Here is a 24,778-nt window from a genome sequence, read left to right as displayed (position 1 = left end):
CGCAGGGGCGTGAGGGGGGCGGTGGCGCGGGGGGGGGGGGCGCGGGCACCGTCCTCTACCGCAGAGGTCACCGGGTTACTTGATGTTGCCGTCGAACCAGGAGTTGACCTGGCCCTCCAGCGGGCCCCAGAAGTACGGGTCGATCTTCTGGAAGTCCGTCGGGAAGGCCGACAGGCCCGACAGGGCGGTCACGCCCGGGACGACCGGCCAGAACAGTGAGTCGCCGGTCGCGTCGGCGCCCTGCATGACCTTCTGGCCGGCCGGCGACAGCACGAAGTCGATGAACTGCTTGGCCTCGGCCTGCTCGGCGGGCGGCGCGGCCTTGTCGACGCCGATGACGCTGGGCAGCAGTGTGGACTTGGGCAGGTAGACGACCTTCGGGTCGAAGGTGGCGCTCTTCTGGGCCTTCAGGATCTCGCCGGTGGCGGCGGAGCTCTGGATCAGCCCGTACTGGATCTGGCCGGTCTCCAGGGCGTGCAGCGTGTCGCCATTGGTCGGGTTCACGTGCAGGCCGTTCTTCTTCAGCTGCGTGAAGAAGTCCTCGCCCTTGGCGACGCCGTCGGCCTGGCCGCCGAGCTGGTTCATCACGCCGGCGATGAACGGGTACGTCGGCCCGGACTGGGACGGGTCGTTCATGCCGACGAGGCCCTTGTACGCCGGGGTCAACAGATCCTGGTAGGAGGTCGGGACGTTGGTGACCTTGGCTGCGTTGTAGATGAGCGCGGCCATCACCGTGGTGCCGGTGGGGACGTAGGCGTGGTCGGACGGCACGATCTGCTGGCCCACGTCGGTCAGGGTCGCGGACGGCGTGTACGGCAGCAGCTGGCCCTGCTTGTCCAGGGCGGCGAACGCGGTGTCACCGTCGACCCAGAGCAGCCCCCACTGCGCGTTGTTGCGCTCCGCCGCGATCTTCGTCAGCAGCGGGCCGGTGGAGTCGTCGACGAGTTTGACGTTGATACCGGTCGCCTTGGTGAACGCCTTGACCACGTCCGAGTCGTAGCCCTGCGCCGAGTACACCGTCAGCGGGACCTTCGCCGCGCCGGACGACCCAGCGGTCGCCGCCGCGGACGGCGTCGAGCCGCCGGTCGTCGGACCGCCGCAGGCAGCGGTCAGCGCGACCGCGACAGCGGCGCTCACCCCGCCAACAGCCAAGCCCCACCTGTGACGTCGAGCAGCCATCGTTCTCTCCCAGTACGAGTCGTCTCACTCAAGATGTAACGGCTGTTACGAAAACATCGAGCATGGACGTGTACCGCAATGAGAACGGGCATGGCGGACCGGTGAACGCTGGCTGATCGTCTACTACGGCGACGATAGTTGACCGGCACTCGTGACCGCCGACAGACCAACCTCCGGCAGGCGGGCGGAGGCCTGCCGCGGTGCGGGCGTCATAGGCTGGCGGCCGGGTGTCGGACTCCGTACATATTCGCCCGCGTCGTCTGTTGCCGGCTCGCTGGAGGTCAGTCTTGCCACCCACTCGGCCACATGACGGGGCCGCGCCCGCCGAACAGGACCGTCCGGACGCCGCGGGCGGTCCGGCCGGCGATGAGCAGCGCCCAACCGGCGCCCATGCTCCGGCGACCGGCGACCGGGCGGCGGCGGGTGACGGGACCCGGTGGCTGCTGCTCGTTTACCGGGTCCCCTCGGAGCCAACCCGGCTGCGCGCCGGGGTGTGGCGCAAGCTCAAGGGACTGGGCGCGATCTATCTCCAGAACTCGGTCGCCGCGCTGCCCGTGATCACCCCGGGCGGTGAGCGCGCGCTGCGCACACTGCGTAAGGAGATCACCGACATGGGGGGCACCGCCCACCTGCTCGGCTGCGACGTGATGGCCGGCGAGGCCGACGTGCTCGCCGCCTTCGAAGCGGCCCGCAACGACGAGTACGACGAGATCGTCGACAAATGCGCGGACTTCCAGGCGCAGCTGCGCAAGGAGTACGCCGCCAGCCACTTCACCTATGCCGAGCTGGAGGAGAACGACGAGGACCTCACCAAGCTGCGCAACTGGTACGCCAAGGTCCGCGCCCGCGACGTCTTCGGCGCCTCCCGCGCGAGATCCACCCTGGAGGCCCTCGACGCCTGCGAGCGGGCGCTGGAGGAATACGCCGCCCGGGTCTACGCCGAGGAAGGCGAGAGCCGCTGACGGCTGGGCCCGGCGTCCCCGGCCCGCCTCCCACAAGGTCGGGCCGGGGCGCGGCCGCTGGTCAGCTCTTCAGGCTGGCGGCCATGCCGGCCGTGTAGGACCCCGCTGGGTTGCGCACGATGACGTTGAACCGGTTGGCCGCGTTGATCAGGGCGATTAGGGAGATGAGCGCCGCGAGCTGGTCGTCGTCGTAGTGCTTGCGGACGTGGGCCCAGGTCTCGTCAGACACGCCGTGGTGGGTGTCGGCGAGCCGGGTTCCCTCCTCGGCGAACGCGAGTGCGGCCCGTTCCGCGTCGGTGAACACGGTGGCCTCGCGCCAGGCGGCGACCAAATTGAGCCGGACCGGGGTCTCACCGGCGGCCGCGGCCTCCTTGGTGTGCATGTCGACGCAGAACCCGCAGCCGTTGATCTGGCTGGCGCGCAGGGACACCAGTTCCTGGGTGGACTTCGGTAGCGGCGACTGGCCGATCACCAGGCTGGCGGCGGCGAACCGCTTGCCGAACTTGGTCGAGATCTCGTTGTCGAACAGGTTGAACCGGGCTTCCATGATGTCGTCCTCACCTCGGGCGTCGCGGATTGCCGCGTCGAACGAGCACCAGATGCCGGTCACCCCGGTCCTTGTGACGGTCCGGCCCGCGTGACCTGCGTCACCACCGGTGGACGGCCCCCGCCGACGTCGCGCCCGGCCGGGAGCAGGTAGGCGCGTGACCGAGGATGACGACGGACCGCGGTGTCACAAACCGGCTGGCCCGGGCGTCTGGTGGGTGACACCGTCGAGCGCGAACAGGAGACGCCCATGTCGAGGACCGCGCCTGCAGATCGCGAGGAGCGAATGGACCAGGACGGCCGCCCGGACCCCGCCACCGAGGCGTTCCTCGCCCATCGCAACCTGCTGTTCACGGTTGCCTACGAGATGCTCGGCTCGGCCGCGGACGCGGAGGACGTCCTGCAGGAGAGCTGGCTGCGGTGGGTGGGCGTCGATCTCGACGCGGTGCGGGATCCGCGTGCGTACCTGGTGCAGATCACCACCCGCCAGGCGCTGAGCCGGGTGCGTACGCTCAGCCGGCGCAAGGAGTCCTACGTCGGCCCGTGGCTGCCCGAGCCGCTGCTGACCGCGCCGGACGTCGCCGAGGACGTCGCGCTCGCGGACAGCGTCTCGATCGCGATGTTGCTGGTGCTGGAGACGCTCGGGCCGACCGAGCGGGCGGTGTTCGTGCTGCGCGAGGTGTTCGCCTTCGGGTACGACGAGATCGCGCAGGCGGTCGACAAGAGTCCCGCCGCGGTCCGTCAGATCGCGCACCGGGCGCGGGCGCACGTCGCCGCTCGCCGCCCGCGTGGGGCCGTCTCGGCGGCCGAGACCCGAGGGGCGCTCGACGCGTTCCGGCGGGCGGTCGAGACCGGTGACCTACAGGGCCTGTTGGACATCCTCGCCCCGGACGTCGTCCTGGTCGGCGACGGCGGGGGAGTCAGGCAGGCGGTGCTGCGCCCGGTCGTCGGGGCCGGCAAGGTGGCCCGCCTGCTCGCCGCCGGGCTGGGCCGGATCGACGCCGCCGCGTCGTTCGAGCCCATCCAGGTCAACGGCTTCCCGGCGCTGGTCGTCCGGCTCGACGGCGAGATCGACACCGTCGTGGCGGTACGGATCGACGACGGCCTCATCACCGGGCTCTACGCCGTGCGCAATCCCGGAGAAGCTGTCGCACATCGAGCAGGAGACGGTCCTGCGCCGCTGAGACCGGGCGGAACCCGCTCTGACGGAGCCGGACCCGCGTGTCAGGACCGCTCGGCGGCCCGGCGCCGAAGTTCGGGGCGCAGCGACGGGTCTCCGGTCATGTGGAAGACGCCGGCGAGGTCGGTGCCCGGGCGGACCACCTGGTCGATGGCGTCGAGGGTGGCGTCGTCGAGGACCACGTCGACGGCGGCCAGCACGTCGTCGAGCTGCTCGATGGTCTTGGGGCCGATGATCGTCGAGGTGATGGCCGGGTGGCGGTCGACGAACGCGAGCGCCAGGTGGGTGAGCGAGAGGCCGGCCGTCGCCGCGATCTTCGACAGCTCCTCGACCGCGTCGTACCTGTCCTCGGAGGCCGGGTCGGCGGAGATCGTGCGGCCCCGGGCGAACACGCTGCCGGCGGCGTACCGGGAGCTGGCCGGCTCGGCCTGGCCACGGCGGTACTTGCCGGTCAGCCAGCCACCGGACAGCGGGCTCCACGGAATTACCCCGATGTTGTGACGCAGGCAGGTCGGCAGCACGGACTGTTCGACGGACCGCGCGAAGATCGAGTACTGCGGCTGCTCGCTGACGAAGCGCTCGCTGCCCCGGCGCTGGGCGGCCCACTGCGCCTCGACGATCCAGTCCGCCGGGAAGGTCGACGAGCCGATGTAGCGCACCTTGCCCTGGCGGACCAGGTCGGTGAGGGCGCCGAGGGTCTCCTCGAGATCGGTGTCCCAGTCGTGGCGATGGACCTGGAACAGGTCGAGGTAGTCGGTGCCGAGCCGGCGCAGACTGTCCTCGGCGGCCTTCATGATCCACCGCCGGGATCCGCCGCGCTGGTTGCGGTCGTCGCCCATCTGGTTGAAGCACTTGGTCGCGATGACCACGTCGTCGCGCCGCCCCTTGACGGCCCGGCCGACGATCTCCTCGCTCTCGCCGCGCGAGTAGATGTCGGCGGTGTCGATGAAGTTGATCCCGGCGTCGAGCGCCCGGCCGATCATGCGTTCGCACGCGTCGTGGTCGGGGTTGCCGATGACCCCGAACATCATCGCGCCCAGGCACTGGCTGCTGACCTCGACGCCGGTTCGGCCGAACTTGCGGTACTTCATCCACACTCCCCAGGTCAGTCGGCACACTATCGCGGTCCGGCGCGACGATCGCTGCGCGCGACGCCGGCCTCGCGACGCTCCGCAGCCGAGGCCCGGCGCGACCTGCCCTTCGTGGTCAGCCGTTGATCGCCCATTCGTCCGGGCTGGTGCGTGACCCCGGAACGCCCCGCGGCGGCTGACTCTGGCCGTCCTGCTGCCGGGTAAGGGCCGGCAGACCTCCTGCCGGCCAGAAGCGGCGCCGCCCTTCCGCGATGGCCCGGCTGCCCAACTCGGCCAGGGCCAGCAGGGCGACCGCGACGATGCCGTCGGCCCAGTAGTGGTTGGCCGTGACGACCACGACGAAGGTCGTGAGGATCGGGTGAACGACGATGAGCCAGCGCCAGCGGCTGGGACTGACCCGGATCACCTCGACCGCGATGAGGAACGCCCAGGCAACGTGGACCGACGGCATGGCCGACAGCTGGGCGGCCACGCCACCACCGAACTCCCCGTACACCGACTGGCCGAGCTGGACCGCCTCGTCGACGAAACCGACCGAGGTGAGCATCCGGGGCGGCGCCACCGGCAGGAAGACCTGGATGAGCAGGCACGAGCCGGTCAACAGGACGATCGTGTTGCGAGCCGACGGGTAGCAGGCACGGTGCCGGATGAACAGCCAGCACAGGAAGGCGATCATGGCTGGGAAGTGCACGTTGCTGTAGAAGGTGTTGGCCAGGCGGAGCGCGCCCTCGTGCCGGAGCATGAACCGCTCCAGGCCGAGCTCGCTGGGCAGGTGCAGCCGCTGCTCCGTGTGCCAGAGCCACTCCCCGTTGCGGATCCCGCCGGCCACGCGGGTGATCGCGAGGATGCGCACGACCTGCCACAGCCCGAACAGTGCGAGGATGATCCCCGACTCCCGAGCCGCCGCCGAGACGATCTCCAACGCACGGTGGGGCCGGAAGTGGTTGAGCACCGTGCCCGTCAGCGCTGCCGCCAGCAGCACGCCCGCCACGATGACGGCCGCCTGCCAGGTCAAGATCAGCATCCGACTCCCGTCGCCGTGGACCACCGGTCACCGAGCCAGTCGCGGTGCGCGCGACAGCGGGCCCACCGCCGGTCACGCGTGGTCAGACGGACGATGGCTGCCTGTTCGTCACCGTACGTTCGTTTCGCCCGGCGTGTGACCGGTCCTTGCCGCCGTCACCGGTTCGGCAGGACCGCTGGCCTGGATCTTGTCGGGACCGGATTGAACTGAGTGACTGGCTGAGGTCGAGGACGGTCGCGTTGTCGCCCCGGTTGGCCGCGTCGCGTGGTGAGGTGCGGCGGCGGGCTGTCTATCGTGGTCGTCGTCATCCGGCCGGGCGGTGCCAGGTGCCGCGCGGGAGTACCCGAGGAGAGGCGATGCCCGACTCACCCCGCCCACCGTTGCCGCCGTTCACCGCGCAGAGTGCCCGCGAGAAGGTCCGCAAGGCCGAGGACGCCTGGAACAGCCGCGACCCCGGGGCCATCGCGCTGGGGTACTCGGCCGACAGCCGCTGGCGCAACCGTGCCGAGTTCGTCAACGGCCGGGCCGAGATCATCGAGTTTCTGACCCGCAAGTGGACCAGGGAGCTGGACTACCGCCTCATCAAGGAGCTCTGGGCGTTCGACGGGCACCGGATCGCGGTTCGGTTCGCCTACGAGTGCCACGACGACTCCGGGCAGTGGTACCGCTCGTATGGCAACGAGAACTGGGAGTTCAACGACGAGGGCCTGATGGTCCGCCGGCACGCCAGCATCAACGATCTGCCCATCGCGGCGTCCGACCGGCTCTACCACTGGCCGACCGGCCGCCGGCCCGACGACCACCCCGGGCTGAGCGACTTGGGCCTTTGACGTCCCCGTTCGGCGACAGCGGCGCCTGCAGGCGTGCGCCCGGCGTCGGGACGCGCCTGGCTCAGGAGGTGGTCGTCGCTGGGGCGGCCGCGGCGAGTGTCGCCGGTGTGGCGCCGGGCAGGGCCTGGATGGCCGCGATCATCGCGCCGGTCTGCTCGGCACTGAAGGACGCCGGCGGGTTGAGGGTGAGCCGGGTGGCCAGGTCGCCGTAGCGCTGCGCGATGCGGGCGGGCAGGTCGTCCGGCGCGGCGACGATGCCGAACGTCTCGACCACCTCGTCGTCGATGAGGGCGGCCATCTCGGTCCAGCGGTTCTGCTTGGACAGGGCGGTCAGCTCGGTGCCCAGGTCGCCCCAGCCGTGCAGTTCGAGGACCGCGCGGTAGGCCGGCGTCGAGCCGTAGAACGAGATCTGGGCGCGCATCCGTCCGACGGCCTCGGTGATCTCCTGGTCGGTGCCGGTCGCGACGAAGCCGCCGACGCAGATGTCGAAGTCGGCCAGTGTCCGGCCGGCGCGCAGGCGGCCCTCGACCAGCGCGGGAATCGTGTGCTCCCGGATCCAGCGCGGCGTCGTGAACCAGTGGCAGAAGAAGCCGTCCGCGACCTCGCCCGCGGCCCTGGTCATCCCGTCGCCGACCCCGGCGAGCAGGATCCGCGGCGGCCCGAACGGATGTGCCGGCGGCACGAAGGCCGGCGGCATCAGCGTGTGGCGGTAGTACTCGCCCTCGAAGGCGAGCGGGGTGCCCTGCTCCCAGCTCGTCCACGCCGCCCGCATCGCGAGCACGAACTCCCGCATCTGCGCGGCGGGCCGGCCCCACGGCATCGAGAACCGCCGGGTGATGTGCGCCTTCACCTGCGAGCCGAGGCCGAGGGAGAACCGGCCGCCGGAGAACCGCTGCAGGTCGTTGGCCGTGTAGGCGAGCGCCACGGGGGAGCGGGCCAGCGCGACCGCGATCGACGTGCCCAGCCGCAGCCGGGACGTGGCCGGGGTCGCGACCGCCAGCGGCAGGAACGGGTCCGAGTTGACCTCGCCGGTCCACACCCCGTCGTAACCCGCCGCCTCGGCCGTGGTGGCCTGGCTGACGGCCGTCTCCAGGCCGCCGAGTGTGCCGTCGACCCGCACCTGCCACCTCCCGCTCTCGCCGCGAATCCGCGGCCGCTCACCAGTCTGTCGGTTCCGTCTCGACGGTGCGCCGGTTGCCGTAGGGCTCGCCATAGGGGACGTCTCGGTAGGTCTCGCCGTACTGGCCGGGCAAGGCGGGCGCGTTCCGTGCGGGCGCGGGCGGCGTGGCCGTGTCGCGGGCTTGGACGTCGGCTCCGGTCCATGCCAGGTACGCGACGAGGACGGCGATCAGGACCGCGGCGACGATGGTGACCGTTCCGTCGCCGTAACCCAGGCCGTTCTTCGTCTTGTCCTTCCCGAGCCAGTCGGCGACCGACGCCCCCAGCGGCCGGGTGAGCACATAGGCGAACCAGAACGCGACGACCTCGTTCATCCAACGCATCCGGTAGGCGACGAGCGGCACGAGGATCAAAACCGCGTAAAGGAGGCTGGACGCCGCGTAGCCCAGGTTCAGCGTGAACGCGGTGAAGTCGCCGGCGGCCGTGCCAAGGGCGAACGTCGCCAGCACGGTCAGCCAGTAGAAGACCTCCCGCTGACGGCTGTTGATGCTGTGGATCGACAGTGTGCCCTCGGACCGGTGCCACAGGTAGAAGATCACAGCCAGGGCTATCGCGTAGCCGGCGGTCACCACCGCATACGGAATTCCGATCAGCTTGTGGAAGCCGTCGGCGGCCATCGTGCCGAACAACGCTACCATCGCGACCGCGAACCAGTAGACGGCGGTGACGTACCTGCGGGTGCGCAGCTGCAGGATCGTGCCGACGGCGAACCCGAGCAGCCCGAGCGCCGCGGCGACCGGGACGCTCTTGTTGGCGAGGAAATCGGACGCGGCCTCACCCATCCCCGTCGTGAGAACCTTCACGATCCAGAACATGACGGTGATCTCGGGCACCTTCGCCGCGACCTGCCGTGCCGCGTGACGCCTCCCGCCCTGGGATCTCCCGCCCTGGGATGACGAAGTCATTGCGCTCCTTTCGGGGTCGCAGCCGGTGCCGGCCGCGCGGTCGCGGCGCACCAGGCGGTTGTTCGGTCCTGTCGGTCAAAGGGCGCGTGAACTGATACATATCAGCGTGGCGGTGCCGGCTCTGCGCCCAGGCCCGCCACTGGTCGGTGCTGGTCAGGTTGTTTTCAGGTCGGCGGTGCGAGCGTCTCGACCGTGAACCTGACAAATTCGGCGGGAAGCAGGCGGCGCGCGGGCCGGACGATGCTCAACAAGGTCCCCGAGATAACCGTCTACTTCTGGATAATCAAGGTCCTCTGCACGACGGTCGGGGAAAGCGCTGCCGACTACATCAACAGCACGTTGGGTTTCGGCCTCGGTAACACGACGGCGGTGATGGCGGTGCTGCTCGTCATCGCCCTGGTCGCCCAGTTCCGGCTGGACCGGTATGTTCCGGGCGTCTACTGGACGGCGGTGGTGCTGATCAGCGTCGTCGGCACACTGGTGACCGACAACCTGACCGACGGCCTGCACGTCAGCCTGATCGTCAGCACGATCGCGTTCTCCGCGCTCTTGGCGCTGACCTTCGTGTTCTGGTATCTGGCCGAGGGCACGCTGTCGATCCACAGCATCGTGACCGGCCGGCGTGAGGCGTACTACTGGCTCGTCGTGCTGTTCGCGTTCGCCCTCGGCACGGCCGCCGGTGACCTGCTGATCGACCGGCTGAGCTTCTCCCCGCTGACCGCGGTCATCACCTACGCGGCCGCGCTCGCGGTTGTCTTCGCGGCGTACCAGTTCCTCGGCCTCGGGCCGATGGTGTCGTTCTGGATCGCCTACGTGCTGACCCGCCCGCTCGGTGGCTCGACCGGGGACTACCTGAGTCTGGGCCCCGACGAGGGTGGCGCGGGCCTCGGCACGCTGGGTACGAGCCTGCTGTTCCTGGCCGCGATCACCCTGACGGTCGTCTACCTCAGCATCACCGGGCGAGACCGTACGGAGGTCGTCCAGGCGGCTGGCGCGGACGGTGCCGCCGACCGGGGTGTCATCCCACCGGCCCGGGACTACGCCGCGGCGTCGGAGGACGGCAGCTGGGTGGACGAGTCGGCTGGCCGGTTCGGCCAGCGCTAGACGGCGGCCGGTCATCCGGTCGCTCCGACCTCGCCGCCGCTGGCGCCCTGCCCCCCCAGGGTGCCGGCGGCGGCGAGCGGCCGCCCGGTGGCGTCGGGACCGATGTCGTCCCAGCCGGTGTCCGGCTGCTCGGCCCAGCCGGACACCGGCGGTGCGGGCAACGTGAGAACCACGTGGCCACGTGGTTCTGGAACCACCCGGACGTCGCCGCCGGCGAGGCGCGCGAGCCTGCGGGCCAACGGGAGGCCGAGCCCGGCGCCGTCACCGGTCGCGGCGGCCCCCCGGTAGCCCGGCTCGAACACCGCGTCCGCCTCACCGGCGGCGAACCCGGGCCCGTCGTCGAGGACGGCGAGCCGGACCGCTTCCCGGCCGTCGGCGGTGGCGCCGATCTGGTCCAGGCGCAGGGTGACTGACCCCCGGGCGTAACGCAGCGCGTTGGCCACGATCGGCGCCAGCATCCGTTCCGCCAGCTCCGGGTCGCAGAGGGCCACGGCGGCGGTCCCGTCGACGGTGACCGGGGTTCCGGACGGCGCCGCCCGCGCGGCCCGGTTGGCGACGGTGACGAGATCCACCTCGCCGGTCGTCGCCGAGCCGCCGTGGGCCTTCAGCAGGGTCTCGACGACGCCGGTGAGCTGGTCGACCTCGTCGACGACCTGGCCGAGGGTGGCGCGCAGCGGCTCGCTGCCCGCGTCGTAGCGCGCCGAGGTCTCCGCCACGGCCCGCAGCCGGGCGAGCGGCGCCTTCAGCTCGTGCGCGATCTGCGAGGTCACGAGCGCCTCGTGGCGCAGGCTCGCCGCGAGCCTGGTGAGCAGCCCGTCCAGGGTCGCGGCGAGGCCGGTGATCTCGTCGCGCGGCGGCCCGAGCCCGAACCGCTGGTCCGGGGCGTGCGCGCCCCAGTCGCGGGCACAGGCCGTCATCGCGGCGACCGGTCGCAGCGCCGAGCCGACCAGCCGGCGGGCGAGCAGCGCCGCCCCGGCCAGCACCAGGACGTCGAGCAGCGCCGCCGCGCCGACGGCCAGCCGTTCGCTGTGGGTGTACGGGGCGAGGCTCAGGGCCACGACGACCATGCCGACATGACGGGTCCCGTCCTGGACACCGACGGCACGCAGCTCCACCTGGCCGACCACCCGCGTGCCCGGACCACCGGCTGCCAACGCCCGGGCGGCCTGGTCGAGCGAACGATCGCCAGGCGGGCGGGCGACCAGCGTCAACCCGGGGTCGTACAGCCAGAGGACCGGCTCGACCGCCTCGTCTCCCGGGGTCTCCTCGAGCACCAGGCGGCCACCGTCCACGGCGACCAGCGCCGTGGCACCCCGGGCGCGTGAGGCGAGCAGCGCGCTGGCGTCGTGGCGCAGCCAGCCATGCAGCAGCAGCCAGAACGCGACCGTGAACAGGGCGAGTGAGGCTGCCAGCACGGTGACCGTGAGCAGCACCAGCCGGCGGCGCATCAGTCGAGCCGGTAGCCGACGCCACGGGCGGTGGCGATCGACGCCTGCGCCCCGACGACCCGCAGGGTGCGCCGCAGCCGTGTGACGTAGCTGTCCAGGGTGTTCTCCCGGACCACCGCGCCAGGCGGCCACGCACTGGAGATCAGGCTCGCCCGCCGGACGACCTCGCCCGGCCGGCTGACCAGCGCGGCGAGCAGGCGGTACTCGGTCGGCGAGAGCGGCACCGCCGCGTCCGGCCCGGCGACGACGTGGCGGACCGGGTCGAGCACCAGCTCGCGCGCCGCGGCCACGGGCGAGCGGCGCACCAGCACGTCGAGGCGCGCGAGCAGCTCGTCGATCGCGAACGGCTTCGTCAGGTAGTCGTCGGCGCCCGCGCCGAAGCCGAGCACCTTGTCGGCTACCGAGCCCTTGGCGGAGAGCAGCAGCGCCGGCGCGACGACGCCACGGCCGCGCAGCGCGCCGAGCAGGTCGCGACCGTCGGTGTCGGGCAGCGCGATGTCCAGGAGCAGGGCGTCCGGCCGCGCCGAGCCCTGCGCCCGGCGCAGCGCCTCGCCTCCGCTGCCGGCTGACCACGCGACGGCGAACCCCTCCAGGCGCAGCACCCGGACGATCGTCGCGCGCAGCACCTGGTCGTCGTCGACGACGGCGACAGCCCCGCGCATCAGCGGCTCCCGCGCGATGCCCGGTCGCGGTCCCGGCGCCCAGCGCAGGGGCGTGGGCTGGTCAGCGCCGCTCGTGGAAACGCCACCGCACGCACCCGATCGTCTCCGCCCGCCGGCCGTCTGGACTACTACAAGCTACTACGTAGCCAGGTCGGTCGGCGGTCTGGGTGGCGTGGCGGCGCGGAGCGGTCCGGTGGGGCTTCCGGCGGCGGCGCGGACTCGGCTACGAGCCTCCCGGTCACTGTCTGTGTTCGGCGGACGGCTCACGGGGAAGGACGCTTCTCGCGAGGCTGACTCGGAGCGTCACCGTCAATCGGCGGTCCGTCACCGGGCCGTCGCGCGGGAAGTCGTGGCGACCGTCGTGACCGTCGCGACGGCGCGCCTGTGGGCGCGAAGGGAGAGGCCATGCGAAGGATCAGTCAGTCTGTGGTGGCCGCAGCCCTGTCGGCTGGCGTCGTGTGCGCCGCCGCTACCGGAGCCGCGGCGGGCGGGCCGCCGGCCCAGCACCCAGTCCCCGGGCACCGAGGAATTCCCTGCGTGGCGCTGAGCCCGTCGGTCACCGAGACCGAGGGTGCCGCCGGCAGCACCTACTGGACGATCACCTATCGGAACGTCGGGTCGCGGACCTGCTTCGTGAGCGGCTATCCGGGCGTGGCGTTCGTGGACGGGCACGGTCGCCAGCTCGGTGCCACGGCTGCCCGCACTGGTGGCCCGCCCAAGCTCGTGACGCTCCGGCCCGGCGGGAAGGCGACGATCACCCTGCGCGAGGTCCACGCGGGCCTGCAGGTCGGGTGTGATTCGGCGAAGACCTACCGGCCCGCGGCTGGCCTTCGGATCACCGCCCCGCGCGGCGGCTTCCCGCGCTACCTGTCGGCCAAGGGCACGAACGCCTGCCTGAACCCTTCGGTCCAGCAGCTCACCGTCGGCCCGATCACGGGCTGACCCGACGGGGCGCGTGGCTCCGGGACGCCTGACGGCTGTCCCGGGCCCGCGGCCCCGGCCGGCCCGCCGAGCCGATGACGATCACCGTGCGGGCCTGGACACCCGCCGCTGCCAGCCTGTCCGCTGAACGACCGACGCGCGCGAGAAGGTCTGCTAAGTATGTCGGCGTAGGGTCGTGGACAGTTGGAACACCCCGCGTGAGCCTTGGTTAGAGCGAGCATTGCTCAGGGCGAGAACGCCGGGGCGCGGCGGGAGGGCCGACATGTCGGATGCGTTGAACCTCGGCGGGCCACTGGCGCCGCCGACCGTCTCCACGACCAAGCCCGGCGTGAGCGCGGTTCAGCTCACCCCGCCGGCGCCGGTGGCCGTGATCCCCGACGACCAGGTCGACAGCATGGTCCCGATCGACGAGTCGACGCGGGCCCAGCTGCGCCAGCGGGCCGCCGCCTTCGCGGACGAGCTCGCCAGCCAGGACCCGCGCAGCCCCGCGTTCCAGGAAAAGATCAACGACATCGCCCGGATGGGTGAGCGGGAGATCATCGCGTCCGCCCGGGTGTCGAACCGGATGCTCGACCGGCCGGCGGCGGCGATGAAGGCCAGCCGCGGCCGCGGCGGCCCGGTCGGCGACGCCCAGACCCGGGTGGCCGGCACGCTCGTCGAGCTGCGCCACACGGTCACCGACCTGGACCCGGGCCGCGCCGACCTCAAGGGCGCCCGCAAGCTGCTCGGCATGGTGCCGATGGGCAACAAGATCGCCGCCTACTTCCAGCGCTACCAGTCGGCCCAGAAGCAGCTCGACGCCATCATCACGGCGCTTGGCTCGGGCCAGGACGAGCTGCGCCAGGACAACGCCGCCATCGAGCAGGAGAAGGCGAACCTGTGGGCGGCGATGGGCAAGCTCACCGAGTACGCCACCCTCGCCAAGGCGCTCGACGGCGCTGTCACGGCGAAGGTCGAGCAGCTGCGGTACACCGACCCACAGGCGGCCGAGGCGCTCAGCTCCGACGGCCTGTTCCCGATCCGTCAGCGCCAGCAGGACCTGCTCACCCAGCTCGCCGTCAGCGTGCAGGGCTACCTGGCCCTCGACCTGGTCCGCAAGAACAACATCGAGCTGATCAAGGGCGTCGACCGGGCCCAGACGACCACGGTCGCCGCGCTGCGCACCGCGGTGATCGTCGCGCAGGCGCTGGCCAACCAGAAGCTGGTGCTCGACCAGATCAACGCGCTGAACGCCACGACGAACGACATGATCGTGCGGACCAGCGAGCTGCTGCGCACCCAGTCCGCCGAGATCCAGGAGCAGGCCGCCTCCAGCACGGTCAGCGTCGAGGCGCTGCAGACCGCGTTCGACAACATCTTCGCCACGATGGACGCGATCGACACCTACCGCGCGAAGGCGGTCGACAGCATGGCCACGACGGTCGCCGCGCTGGAGACCCAGGTGGGACGATCGAAGTCGTACCTGGAGCGGGCCCGCGCGAACGAGCGCTGACCACGACCGACCGCCGGCCGTTGGTGATCCGGCGGCGGCCCGGCGCGCGCGGAACCGCTCGGCTTGAGTGACGAACTGGAGGAGCGGTGTTCCGGCGACGGCGAGACGCGGAGGAACCAGACAGCGGCACCCGCGTCGCCCCCGGTGAGAACGACCCGCGCACGGCGGCCGCCGGGCGGGCTCGCGAGCTGGGGACCGAGCTGGCCGGGATCGTCGCCCAGGCGGACCGGGACGGCGCCAGGCTGCCACCCGGCGCGGTCCCGGTCGTACGCGACATCGACGACGTCCTGCGCCCGTTGCTGCGCTACATCGAGGCCCGGTCCGCCCAGGCCGAGGAGCTGCGCAACCTCACCGCGATCATCAACGACTACCTGCCGCGGGCGCTCGGCGACTACCTGGCGTTGCCGGCGCGGTACGCCGAACGGCCGGGGCTCACCGGCAGCTCGCCCGGCGACGACCTGCTCCGCCAACTGGTGCTGCTCGACGAAGGCGTGAACGAGCTGCAGGATCTCGTGTACACCGGAGATGCCGCGAAGCTCGCGATCCAGGCGCGGTTCCTGGACGCCAAGTTCCGCCGCTCCGACCTCGACCTCGACTGACCGGGCGACCCGCCTTGACCACTGAAGACCTGGACCGTCCACGTCCAGCCGACGGCGAAGAGCCGATGACGACCGCGCCCACGAACGACGGCCGTGGACGGGCGCGGGCCGGCGACCGTGAGCGGGTGGGGGCCTGATGAGCGTGACCCTGCCCAAGGGCGGAAACCTGCAGCTCGCCGCCGCCGCGCCCGGGCTGCGGCAGGTCCGTGTCGAGCTCGGCTGGCGCGACCTGCCCGGTGGCCCGAGCGCCCTCGAGGTGGACGGCGTGATCGTCGTCGACCACGCCGGCGCGGCCGGTGGGTCGCCGGAGGTACTGCTCGCGCACCAGACGCCGAACCCGGGGGAGGGGGCGGTCACCTCGGCACCGGCCGCTGCCGGCCGGCCCGATGCCGAGACGCTCGTCGTCACCCTTTCCGCGATACCGGCCGGGATCACCCGGCTGCGACTCGGTGCGGCGATCTTCGACGCCGCCGCCCGCGGGCAGACCTTCCGCTCTGTGGGTGACCCGTATATCCGGGTGCTGAACCAGGCGGACGGCGCCGAGATCGCCCGGTACGACGTGGCGCCGGAGACCGGCCAGGAGACCGTCATGATCTTCGGCGAGCTCTACCGGCATGCCGGGAGCTGGAAGTTCCGCGCCGTCGGCCAGGGGTACACGAACGGCCTGCCCGGACTGGTCGAGCACGGCCACGAGGTCGAGCCGGCCCGCCCGGCCGACGTCGCCGCCTTCGTCACCCGCTCCTCGCCGACCCGCTCGCGTCGCAAGGTCGCCGACCATCTGCACCCGCCACGGCCGGCGACGCCGGCGGCCAGCCCGACCCAGGCCGCCAGCCCTGCGCCAGGCCGGCCCGCGCCGTCCCGGCCGTCGGCGCAGCGCCCGCCGGCCGCGGCCGCCCGGCCGGGCGAACGCGGCCCGGTGTTCTCCCGGCCGCCGGTGACGCCACGCCCGCCCGCGGCGCCACCCCGGCCAGGACCGCAGGCGCCGCCACGCCCGGAGCCACCCGCGCCGGCCCGGCCGGCCACCTGGTCGCCACTCGACCTGGACGATGCCGCCCCTGCGCCACCCGGTTCGCCCGTGCCACCCGGTGCGTCCTCGCCGCCGGCCGCGCCGAGCGGCCGCTCCGGGCTCGACCTCGGCGGTGCCGGGCACGGACCACAGCCGTCCGCCCCTGGTCGCTCGCCGCTTGACCTGGACCGTGATGCCCCTCTGGCTCCGCCCGCCGCCGGGCGGCCAGCCGCTGCGGGTGGTGGATCGGCGCTGGATCTCGGTGGCGGCGCGTACGACACGCCAGCCCCTGCCGGTCACGCGCCGGGACCGTCCGCGCTTGACCTAGGCGGTCAGTCGTCCGCCTCCGGCGCGGGCCGATCGGGCGCCTCATCGGGCGACGGGCCGCGCCCGGTGACGTTCGGCGAGCGGTCGGCCCGCTACCGGCAACGCCTAGAGCACGTCACCTCGCTCGACGAGGGCCATCCCGTGACCGCCTGGACCGCGGAGAAACGAGGATCCGGCTCACTCACCGTCACCCTGCGCTGGACCGCGTTGACGACCAGGACCGGGCTGCCGCGCCCGAGCGACCTGCAGCTCGGCTGCCTGTGGCAGTCGCTCGACGGCGCCTCCGGCGTACTGCAGACCCTCGGCGGCGCCACCAGCGCGCCCGGAGCCGGCGCGTCCGGCCGGCAGGTCCTCGCCCTGACCTCGCGTGACGAGCACGAGGGCCAGACGATGTTCGTCGACCTCCGCGCGCTGGCGACGTTCAAACGTTTCTTCGTCTTCGCCTACGGCCTGCACGGAGCGCCGGAATGGGACCTGCTGCGGCCGGTCCTCACCATCGGCGCCCGTACCGGCGAGAGCCTGGAGATCCGCCTCGGCGACGCACCGGCCGGGTCCCGGACCTGCGTCGTCGCGTCCTTCCACATCGCCCAGGACGACCTGGTCATCCGCCGGGAGGACGAGTTCCTCACCGGCCCACAGGCAGAAGCCGCGTTGCGCTACGGCTGGTCCCTCGACTGGACCCCCGACGGCATGAGCCTGCGCGACCGGTGACGCCGAGCCGGCCGCGGCCGGCCAACGCTCACGCGGGACGCCGACAGGCCGCCGCGAACGAGTCTCCGGCGCGTCCGCGTCTTCTTGATCGCGGTTTACGCCCTCCCGTGGTTGTAGGACGGCCTCGATGACGACCATGGGAGGGCCGAAACGGCGATCACCCGGAGGGGCCTGCCGTGCCAGCGGCGCTCGTCTCGGTGCGTCAGGCGTCGTCCTTGATCAAGGGGTTGTCCCAGGTGTCCAGGGCGGTCACGCGGGAGACGGGCTTGCGGCGGACTGGGCCGTGGTTGCCCTCGGGCCAGCCGACGGCGACCAGGGAGGCGATCCGCCAGCCGTCGGGGATGCCGACGACCTCGCGCAGCTGCTTCTCGCCGAAGGTGAACCAGGTGCTCGGGACGGTGCCCAGGCCGTGGGCGCGGGCGGCGAGCAGGAAGTTCTGCACGGCCGGGAAGATCGAGCCGGCCTCCAGGAAGTCGTCGACGAAGCCGGTCGGCTCGTGGCAGAAGAGCACGTAGGCCGGCACGTTCTCGAAGTTCTCGACGAGGTGCAGCATCGTTCTGGTCAGCCGGGCCGCCTTGGACATGTCGTCGGGCGTCGGGCGTGGCTCGTAGCCGTAGATGCTGGTGCAGACCCATTCCCAGCCTGCTCGGAACGCTGGGCCGAGCACCGCGCGGGCCTCGGGGGAGCGCAGGACGATGAACCGCCATCCCTGGCGGTTGGAGCCGCTGGGCGCCCAGGTGGCCGCCTCCAGGCAGCGTGCCAGCACCTCGTCGGGCACCGGGTCCGGCTTGAAACGTCGCAGCGAGCGCGCGGTCCGCATCGCCTCGAACAGATCGACAGCCGGCGCGCCGGCGTCCTCGTTGGCCTCACTCATCGCGACCTCCTCACCGCCCCACCCTCCCCCAAACCCAACTGCAACTTTGACGTCGCAGTCAAACCCGCGCGAAAAGCCCAGGTGGCTCGGTGCTCTGGCGTGACCTTGATCGCGGTCTCGGCCCTGGGGTGGTCGTGATGCGGACGTCTCTACGACCATCCCAGGGCTAAAACGGCGATCATGACTGGCGCGATGCCCCTGAACAGGACGGCACGGCTGCTACTGGGCCTCGTCGGACGTGCCGTAGGCGACGACGGACAGGAAGCGAATGGGCAGGGAGATCAGCTCCTGCGGACCGTGGACGCCCTCGCCGTCGAGCTGGAGGGCGTCGCCTGGCCGCAGGGTGTAGCTGGAACCGCCGTGGCCGTAGACCATCTCGCCGTCGAGCATGTAGAGCAGCTCGGTGCCGGGGTGCTGGAACAGCGGGAAGGTCTCGCTGCGCTCGGTGAGCGTGACCAGATGGGCCTCCATCCGCTTGTGTGGACCGCGCAGACCGCCGAGCAGCGTGTAGTCGTGGCCGACCCGGGTGCCGCGGGCGACGATCCGGCCTCCCGCGCCGGCCGGCGTGAAGACGGCCTCGCGCTGGTCGTCGGCGCCGCGGAACAGCGCGGTGACCGGAACGTCGAGGGCGTCGGCCAGCCGGGCGAGCGTGGTCAGGCTGCAGCTGGTGTTCGCGTTCTCGATCTTGGAGAGCATGGGCTTGGAGATGCCGCTGCGGGTGGCCAGCTCGGCGAGCGTGAGCCCGGCGGCCTGGCGCAGCCGGCGTACCTGGACCGCGATGAGCCGTTCGAGCCGGCCCTCCTGTGACGCGGCTGCGTCGACCTCCCGGGCCGCCGGGCCCGCCGCCCGCTCGGCCGCCAGGGCCTCGGGCTCGTCGTCACGCACGCTGGCCGTCCATGATCGAAGGATAGGGCCCGCGGCCACGTGAGGCCCCCGGTCGAGCGGCCGGGCGGCCTGGGGGTGCCGCGAGCCAGGTGCGAGCCGCCAGGTCAGCGCATCTCACCCGCGCCGACGTAGGGGTGGGGGCTGCGCAACAGGTCGTTCTCGGCGAAGCGGGTGAACCGGAAGTCGGACTCGGGAATCCGCGGGTCGTGGCTGTGGCCGTCGACGACCAGGTCCGCGACCAGCCGGCCGACCGCCGGAGAGATCTTGAAACCGTGGCCGCTGAAGCCGGCCGCGATGATCAGTCCGTCGATCGGACTCGCCGAGATCACCGGATTGAAGTCGGGGGTGACGTCGTAGCAGCCGGCGTAGCTGCTCGCGACGCCCGCGCCCGTGAGGCCCGGGAACCGGTGGGTCAGCTTGGCCGCGGCCCGCTCCAGGCACGCCTCGGTCGCCTGGTTGGAGTACGTGTCCGGGTCCGCCTGGGACGGGACGGACAGGTCGCTGTTGCCGAACAGGAGCTCCCCGGACGCCTCCGGCCGGACGTACTGCAGCGACACGAGATCCGAGAAGACGGGGACGGTTCCGAGCTCGACGCCCGGGTCGATCAGGACGATCTCCTCGCGGTGCACCGTGATCGGCAGGTCGAGCCCGTGCGCCGCCAGCAGCGGGACGGACCAGGGCCCGGCCGCGAGCACGACGGTGCCGGCCCCGATCGTCGAGCCGTCCGCGAGCCGCACCCCGGTGGCCCGGCTACCGGCGACGAGGATCTCCGCGACCGGGCAGCCCTGCCGGATGGTCGCCCCGGCGCGCCGTGCCGCCGCCGCGTAGGCCTGCGCCGTGGAGTACGCGTCGCCGTACCCGCCGCGCCGTTCCCAGGCGAAGGCGGCGAAGTCGTCGAGCCGGGCCGCCGGCCACAGCGCGGCGACCTCGGCGGCGTCGATCTCCTCGGTGTCGACCCCGACGGCGCGCTGGGCGGCGAGGCTGGCCCGCAGCGCGTCGGCGTTGGGCTCGCCGACGCCGACGACATAGCCGGTCTGGTGGAAGCCGATCTCGGTGCCGAGCAGCTCGGCGGCGTTCTCGAACAGCTCCAGGCTGCTCGTCGCCATCGCGGCCAGCGACGAGACGCCGTAGTGGCAGCGCACGATCCCGCTGGACTTCCCGGTGCCCCCGGAGGCGACCGTGGCGCGCTCACAGACGACGACGTCGGTGAGGCCGCGCCGGGTCAGGTTCCAGGCCGCCGACGTGCCCTCCAGCCCGCCGCCGATGATCACGACGTCGGCGGCCGGGCTCACAGCCCCTGCCCCGGGATCCAGCTGGTGCCGGCGAGCGGGACCCGGGCCATCGCCGCGGCCTCGATGGTGAGGGCGACCAGGTCCTCGGGCTCCAGGTTGCGCAGGTGCGACTTGCCGCAGGCCCTGGCGATGGCCTGCGCCTCCATCGTCAGCACCCGCAGGTAGTTGGCGATGCGCCGGCCGCCCTCGACCGGGTCGAGCCGGGCGGCGAGGTCCGGGTTCTGGGTGGTGATGCCGGCCGGGTCGCTGCCGTCCTGGTAGTCGTCGTAGAAGCCGGCCGCCGAACCGAGCGCCGCGTACTCGTCGGCGTGGCGCGGGTCGTTGTCGCCGAGCGCGATGAGTGCCGCGGTGCCGATCGCCACCGCGTCGGCGCCGAGGGCCATCGCCTTGGCGACGTCGGCCCCGGTCCGGATCCCGCCGGAGACGACGAGCTGCACCTTGCGGTGCAGGCCCAGCTCCTGGAGAGCCTGGACGGCCTGCGGGATCGCGGCCAGCGTGGGGATGCCGACGTGCTCGATGAAGACGTCCTGGGTGGCGGCGGTCCCGCCCTGCATGCCGTCGACGACGACCACGTCGGCGCCGGCCGCGACCGCGAGCTTCACGTCGTAGTAGGTCCGCGACGCACCGATCTTGATGTAGATCGGCTTCTCCCAGTCGGTGATCTCGCGCAGCTCGAGGATCTTGATGGCGAGGTCGTCGGGGCCGGTCCAGTCGGGGTGCCGGCAGGCCGAGCGCTGGTCGATCCCGGCCGGCAGGGTGCGCATCTCGGCGACCCGGTCGGAGATCTTCTGGCCCAGCAGCATGCCGCCGCCGCCGGGCTTGGCGCCCTGGCCGAGCACGACCTCGATCGCGTCGGCCCGGCGCAGGTCGGTCGGGTTCATGCCGTAGCGGGACGGCAGGTACTGGTAGACGAGGTGCTTGGACTGGTCGCGTTCCTCGGGCGTCATCCCGCCGTCGCCGGTGGTGGTGGAGGTGCCGACCTCGCTGGCACCCCGGCCGAGCGCCTCCTTCGCCTGGGCCGACAGCGCGCCGAAGCTCATCCCGGCGATCGTGACCGGGATGGCCAGGCGCAGCGGGTAGCTGGCGTTGCGGTCGCCGAGGATCACGTCGGTGCCGCACCGCTCGCGATACCCCTCCAGGGGGTAACGCGACATCGACGAGCCCAGGAAGAGCAGGTCGTCGAAGTGCGGGAGCCGGCGCTTGGCGCCCCCGCCGCGGATGTCGTAGACCCCGGTCGCCGCGGCACGCTGGATGCCGGCGATCGTGGCTCGGTCGAAGGTGTGCGACTCCCGCAGCCCGAGCGAGGCCGGGTCGGGCCCGTTCCCGGCTCCAGCTGGTTCGAGTCCGTTCGTGGCCCCTGGTGATGTAGCCATGGAGCCCTCCTAGTAGACGGCCGAGTTGCCCGCGGCGAAGTGGTACAGCCTGCGGGCGGAGCCGAAGCGGCGGAAACGTTCGGGCGCGAGCTCGCCGACCGGCTCGATGCCTGCGGCCATGAGCAGCGCGGCGAGTTCCGCCGTGTGCTCGGCGCGCAGTTCCTTCTCTACGCAGTCCGCGCCGAGGGAGCCGACCTTGCCGCGCACGTAGAGCCGCGCCTCGTAGATCGAGTCGCCGAGGCCGTCGCCCGCGTCGCCGCAGACCACCAGCCGGCCGGCCTGCGCCATGAACGCGCTCATCGGGCCGATGTCGCCGCCGACGACGATGTCGAGACCCTTCATCGAGATCCCGCAGCGCATCGAGGCGGAGCCCTCGATCACCAGCAGGCCACCGTGCCCGGTCGCGCCGGCCGACTGCGAGGCGTCGCCGCGGACCCGCACGAGGCCGGACATCATGTTCTCGGCGACGCCGGTGCCGACGTTGCCGTGCACGGTGATCGTCGCTCCGTCGTTCATGCCGGCGCAGTAGTAGCCGGCATGGCCGCGCACGTCGATCGTCAACGGCTCCCGCACCCCGGCGGCGATCGCGTGCGCGCCCTGTGGACGCAGCACCTCGTAGCGCCGCGCCGTCGGCGCGTGCAGCGCGCTGTTCAGCGCCCGCAACGAGCTGGCGGCCAGGTCGAACGTGACGGTCCCGGCGTCCTCGACGACCGATCCGCCGGCGGCCTCGCCTAGCGGCGCCATGCGTAGACCCTTTCCGGCTCAGGCTCGTAGATCCGGGCGGTGTCGATGCCGGGTAGGTCGGCCAGCGCCCGGAACTCCGAGGCCATCGCGACCCAGGCGGCGGTCTCCGCGATGATCGCGGGCTTGCAGGCGATCGCGTCCCGCACGACCGCGAAGCCGTCGTCGCTGGTGACGAGCAGCGTGTAGAAGCCGTCGAACCGTTCGCAGAGCAGGCGCAGCGCCTTGTCCAGGTCGTCGCCCTCGGCGAGCCGGGCCGCGACGAACCGGGCGCCGACCTCGGAGTCGTTCTCCGAGTCGAACCGGACGCCCTCGGCAACCAGCTCCCGGCGGATCGTCGCGTGGTTGGCGAACGAGCCGTTGTGCACGAGGCACTGGTCCGGGCCGACCGAGAACGGGTGGCAGCCCTCCGGGACGACGGCCGACTCGGTGGCCATCCGGGTGTGCGCGAGGCCCTGCCAGCCCTGGGCGTTCGCCAGGTCGTAGGTGGCGGCGAGGCTCCGGGGGCTGCCGACGCCCTTGTAGACGGTGAGGTCCCGGCCCGCGCCGACGACGAGGGCATCCGGCGCGGACCGGCGGACCGCGTCGACGAGCGCGTCGAGGACGACCGGCGCGGCGAGGACGGTGGTCGCCCCGGCCGCCGTCACGAGGATCTCCGGGCTGCCCTGCAGCGCGGCCCGCACGGCGGCGCCGAGGTCCGCCCGGGCCGCGTCCGAGTGCTGGCCGTCGCCCGGTACCAGCACCGACACGGCGGTGTGGCCCGCCGGGCAGCGGCGCCGGTCGCCGTACACGGCGACGCCGGCCGAGTCGGGACCACGCTCGGCGACCTGGCCCAGCATGGTCTCCAGCAGGCGCCCGAGCTGGGGGTACAGCTCCGGGTCGCGCAGATGGAGCCCGACGATCCCGCACACAGGCTCCGCCTCCTTTCGATGGTCGGTCCTCCACCCGTCCCGGCCGATCCCGCTCGGTCAGGAGGTCGTCCGCGAGCGGTTCAGAAGGCGGTGAGGTAGCGGTCGTGCTCCCAGGCGCCGACGGCGGAGTGCCACTCGAAGAACTCGGCGCGCTTGAGAGCCGCGAAGTAGTCGGCGACGCCGGGCCCGGCGGCGTCCAGCCCGGCGGTGACGACCGGGTCGGCACCCAGCGCCTCCACCGCGTGCAGCAGGGTCGGCGGCAGATCTGGCCGGGCCGGGCCGCCGTCGCCGGGCAGGCCCGGGTCCAACGCGCGCTCGACACCGTCGAGCCCGGCGGCGAGCACGGCGGCAAGCGCCAGGTAGGGGTTGGCGGAGCCGTCGCCGCCGCGCAGCTCGATGCGGTCGCCGTCCGGGATTCGCACGTAGTGGGTGCGGTCGTTGCCGCCGTAGGTGGCCCGGCGCGGTGACCAGGTCGCGCCCGAGCGAGTCGAGGTGGCGCCAGTGCGCTTGTAGGAGTTGACCGTCGGCGCGAGCACCGCCTGCAGGGCCGGCGCGTGCTCCAGGATGCCGGCGAGGAAGCGGTGGGCCACGTCGGACAGGCCGAACGGCGCGTCGGGGTCGCCGCCCGGGAACAGCGGCGTGCCCGCGTGCCACAGCGACAGGTGCAGGTGCATGCCGGAGCCCGTGCGGTCGGCGAACGGCTTGGGCATGTAGGTCGCCGTCATGCCGCGCCGCTCCGCCAGCACCGAGATGAGGTAGCGAGCGGTGATGACGCGGTCGGCCGTGGTCAGCGCGTCGGCGTAGGCGAAGTTCTGCTCGAACTGCCCGTTGGCGTCCTCGTGGTCGTTCGCGTAGTTCGACCAGCCGAGCGCGTTCATCGCCGTCGACACCTCGGTCAGGTGGTCGTACATCCGGGTCAGCCCCCGGGCGTCGTAACAGGGGCGGGCCGCGACGTCGAGTGGGTCGGCCAGCCGCAGCACGCCGTCCGCGCCCCGGTCGACCAGGAAGTACTCGACCTCCGCGCCCGCGAACAGCTCAAGGCGCCGTTCGTGGGCGGCGGCGAGCAGCGACCTGAGGATCACCCGCGGCGCGTAGTGCCAGGGCCGCCCCTCGACGTGCGGGTCGCAGTGCACCAGGGCCAGGCCCTCCTTGACCCAGGGCAGCGGGGTGTAGCTGGCCGGGTCCGGGATGACCATCAGGTCGGGGTCGGACGGCTGCTGGCCGATCGCCCCCACCGCGTAGCCGGCGAACCCGACGCCGTCGGTGACCAGCGCGTCGACCGCCTCGATCGGCACGAGCTTGGCGCACGGCTTGCCGACGAGGTCGACGAACATCGCGAGGATGAACCGGATCCCGTCCGCGCGGGCCCGCCCGGCGAGATCGGGCTGGGCGGGCGTGGCCGCGCCGGTGGGGTCGGTGAGGGGGGCGCTTCCGTCGATCGTCACGTCAGGCTCCAGCGGCTCCGGACCGAGGGCGGATCCACGCCGCGTCGGCGGGGCGCGTCCTAGCGAGAAA

The 24,778-nt window shown here is 72.4% G+C and carries 22 protein-coding genes and 1 pseudogene; 8 read left to right on the top strand and 15 right to left on the bottom strand.

What is annotated here, in order from left to right:
- Nucleotides 1–75: 75 nt before the first annotated feature.
- Entirely contained in the window at nucleotides 76–1,137 is a 1,062-nt protein-coding gene (locus tag I6A60_RS22510; protein ID WP_203015940.1) for an ABC transporter substrate-binding protein, read from the bottom strand.
- 329 nt (nucleotides 1,138–1,466) lie between these two features.
- On the opposite strand from I6A60_RS22510, the gene I6A60_RS22505 reads away from it, so the two are divergent.
- Nucleotides 1,467–2,141 (top strand): Chromate resistance protein ChrB, encoded by a 675-nt coding sequence (locus I6A60_RS22505; RefSeq protein WP_203015939.1) that lies wholly within the window; start codon nucleotides 1,467–1,469, stop codon nucleotides 2,139–2,141.
- Between the two features lie 61 nt (nucleotides 2,142–2,202).
- Here the strand turns inward: I6A60_RS22505 and I6A60_RS22500 are convergent, their stop codons facing one another.
- Nucleotides 2,203–2,688 (bottom strand): carboxymuconolactone decarboxylase family protein, encoded by a 486-nt coding sequence (locus I6A60_RS22500; RefSeq protein WP_203015982.1) that lies wholly within the window; start codon nucleotides 2,686–2,688, stop codon nucleotides 2,203–2,205.
- A gap of 249 nt (nucleotides 2,689–2,937) precedes the next feature.
- Between I6A60_RS22500 and I6A60_RS22495 the strand changes: the two are divergent.
- Nucleotides 2,938–3,871: pseudogene (locus I6A60_RS22495) on the top strand (RNA polymerase sigma-70 factor).
- Between the two features lie 40 nt (nucleotides 3,872–3,911).
- On the opposite strand, the gene I6A60_RS22490 reads toward I6A60_RS22495, so the two are convergent.
- Nucleotides 3,912–4,958, bottom strand: a complete 1,047-nt coding sequence (locus I6A60_RS22490; RefSeq protein ID WP_203015938.1) for an aldo/keto reductase — start codon at nucleotides 4,956–4,958, stop codon at nucleotides 3,912–3,914.
- Between the two features lie 115 nt (nucleotides 4,959–5,073).
- On the bottom strand, nucleotides 5,074–5,982 hold the full coding sequence (locus tag I6A60_RS22485; protein WP_203015936.1) for a phosphatase PAP2 family protein: 909 nt from the start codon (nucleotides 5,980–5,982) through the stop codon (nucleotides 5,074–5,076).
- A gap of 356 nt (nucleotides 5,983–6,338) precedes the next feature.
- Here I6A60_RS22485 and I6A60_RS22480 point away from each other — a divergent pair, with 356 nt between their 5' ends.
- On the top strand, nucleotides 6,339–6,812 hold the full coding sequence (locus I6A60_RS22480) for a nuclear transport factor 2 family protein (RefSeq protein ID WP_203015934.1): 474 nt from the start codon (nucleotides 6,339–6,341) through the stop codon (nucleotides 6,810–6,812).
- 61 nt (nucleotides 6,813–6,873) lie between these two features.
- Here the strand turns inward: I6A60_RS22480 and I6A60_RS22475 are convergent, their stop codons facing one another.
- The gene (locus I6A60_RS22475; protein ID WP_203015931.1) at nucleotides 6,874–7,932 is read right to left on the bottom strand and encodes a TIGR03617 family F420-dependent LLM class oxidoreductase; all 1,059 of its coding nucleotides are present in this window, start codon (nucleotides 7,930–7,932) and stop codon (nucleotides 6,874–6,876) included.
- 37 nt (nucleotides 7,933–7,969) lie between these two features.
- Nucleotides 7,970–8,896 (bottom strand): hypothetical protein, encoded by a 927-nt coding sequence (locus I6A60_RS22470; protein ID WP_203015929.1) that lies wholly within the window; start codon nucleotides 8,894–8,896, stop codon nucleotides 7,970–7,972.
- Nucleotides 8,897–9,088: 192 nt separating this feature from the next.
- On the opposite strand from I6A60_RS22470, the gene I6A60_RS22465 reads away from it, so the two are divergent.
- A complete protein-coding gene (locus tag I6A60_RS22465) occupies nucleotides 9,089–10,000 on the top strand; it encodes a hypothetical protein (protein ID WP_203015927.1) in 912 nt (303 codons plus the stop codon).
- A gap of 11 nt (nucleotides 10,001–10,011) precedes the next feature.
- Here I6A60_RS22465 and I6A60_RS22460 read toward each other — a convergent pair whose 3' ends face one another.
- Entirely contained in the window at nucleotides 10,012–11,448 is a 1,437-nt protein-coding gene (locus tag I6A60_RS22460; protein ID WP_203015926.1) for a HAMP domain-containing sensor histidine kinase, read from the bottom strand.
- The gene (locus tag I6A60_RS22455) at nucleotides 11,448–12,110 is read right to left on the bottom strand and encodes a response regulator transcription factor (RefSeq protein ID WP_203015925.1); all 663 of its coding nucleotides are present in this window, start codon (nucleotides 12,108–12,110) and stop codon (nucleotides 11,448–11,450) included. Before I6A60_RS22455 ends, I6A60_RS22460 begins: the two co-directional genes overlap by 1 nt.
- 537 nt (nucleotides 12,111–12,647) lie before the next feature.
- On the opposite strand from I6A60_RS22455, the gene I6A60_RS22450 reads away from it, so the two are divergent.
- The 4 genes from I6A60_RS22450 to I6A60_RS22435 all read left to right on the top strand — a co-directional run bounded on the left by I6A60_RS22450 (nucleotide 12,648) and on the right by I6A60_RS22435 (nucleotide 17,187).
- Entirely contained in the window at nucleotides 12,648–13,052 is a 405-nt protein-coding gene (locus tag I6A60_RS22450) for a DUF4232 domain-containing protein (protein WP_307873809.1), read from the top strand.
- Nucleotides 13,053–13,314: 262 nt separating this feature from the next.
- Nucleotides 13,315–14,544, top strand: coding sequence for a toxic anion resistance protein (locus I6A60_RS22445; protein ID WP_203015921.1), 1,230 nt, complete (start codon nucleotides 13,315–13,317; stop codon nucleotides 14,542–14,544).
- 86 nt (nucleotides 14,545–14,630) lie between these two features.
- A complete protein-coding gene (locus I6A60_RS22440) occupies nucleotides 14,631–15,143 on the top strand; it encodes a hypothetical protein (protein WP_203015920.1) in 513 nt (170 codons plus the stop codon).
- Between the two features lie 136 nt (nucleotides 15,144–15,279).
- Entirely contained in the window at nucleotides 15,280–17,187 is a 1,908-nt protein-coding gene (locus tag I6A60_RS22435) for a TerD family protein (RefSeq protein WP_203042308.1), read from the top strand.
- 202 nt (nucleotides 17,188–17,389) lie between these two features.
- On the opposite strand, the gene I6A60_RS22430 is transcribed toward I6A60_RS22435, so the two are convergent.
- The 7 genes from I6A60_RS22430 to glnT all read right to left on the bottom strand — a co-directional run bounded on the left by I6A60_RS22430 (nucleotide 17,390) and on the right by glnT (nucleotide 24,708).
- Nucleotides 17,390–18,061, bottom strand: coding sequence for a nitroreductase family protein (locus tag I6A60_RS22430; protein ID WP_203019915.1), 672 nt, complete (start codon nucleotides 18,059–18,061; stop codon nucleotides 17,390–17,392).
- Between the two features lie 219 nt (nucleotides 18,062–18,280).
- Nucleotides 18,281–18,946: an XRE family transcriptional regulator gene (locus I6A60_RS22425; protein WP_203019913.1), complete on the bottom strand. Its 666-nt coding sequence runs from the start codon at nucleotides 18,944–18,946 to the stop codon at nucleotides 18,281–18,283.
- Nucleotides 18,947–19,050: 104 nt separating this feature from the next.
- Nucleotides 19,051–20,238, bottom strand: a complete 1,188-nt coding sequence (locus I6A60_RS22420; RefSeq protein WP_203019911.1) for an FAD-binding oxidoreductase — start codon at nucleotides 20,236–20,238, stop codon at nucleotides 19,051–19,053.
- Nucleotides 20,235–21,611: an FMN-binding glutamate synthase family protein gene (locus I6A60_RS22415; protein ID WP_238435984.1), complete on the bottom strand. Its 1,377-nt coding sequence runs from the start codon at nucleotides 21,609–21,611 to the stop codon at nucleotides 20,235–20,237. Before I6A60_RS22415 ends, I6A60_RS22420 begins: the two co-directional genes overlap by 4 nt.
- Before the next feature lie 9 nt (nucleotides 21,612–21,620).
- On the bottom strand, nucleotides 21,621–22,355 hold the full coding sequence (locus I6A60_RS22410; RefSeq protein ID WP_203019908.1) for a glutamate synthase: 735 nt from the start codon (nucleotides 22,353–22,355) through the stop codon (nucleotides 21,621–21,623).
- Complete coding sequence (locus I6A60_RS22405; RefSeq protein WP_203019906.1) at nucleotides 22,343–23,263, bottom strand: glutamine amidotransferase; 921 nt, start codon at nucleotides 23,261–23,263, stop codon at nucleotides 22,343–22,345. Before I6A60_RS22405 ends, I6A60_RS22410 begins: the two co-directional genes overlap by 13 nt.
- An 80-nt stretch (nucleotides 23,264–23,343) precedes the next feature.
- Nucleotides 23,344–24,708 carry a type III glutamate--ammonia ligase gene (gene glnT, locus I6A60_RS22400; protein ID WP_203055679.1) on the bottom strand — a complete coding sequence of 455 codons (1,365 nt, stop codon included), beginning with the start codon at nucleotides 24,706–24,708 and terminating at the stop codon, nucleotides 23,344–23,346.
- Between the last annotated feature and the right edge of the window lie 70 nt (nucleotides 24,709–24,778).

This window comes from Frankia sp. AgB1.9, from assembly GCF_016786355.1.
GTDB lineage: Bacteria > Actinomycetota > Actinomycetes > Frankiales > Frankiaceae > Pseudofrankia.
This window is presented reverse-complemented; position numbering and strand designations above follow the sequence as displayed.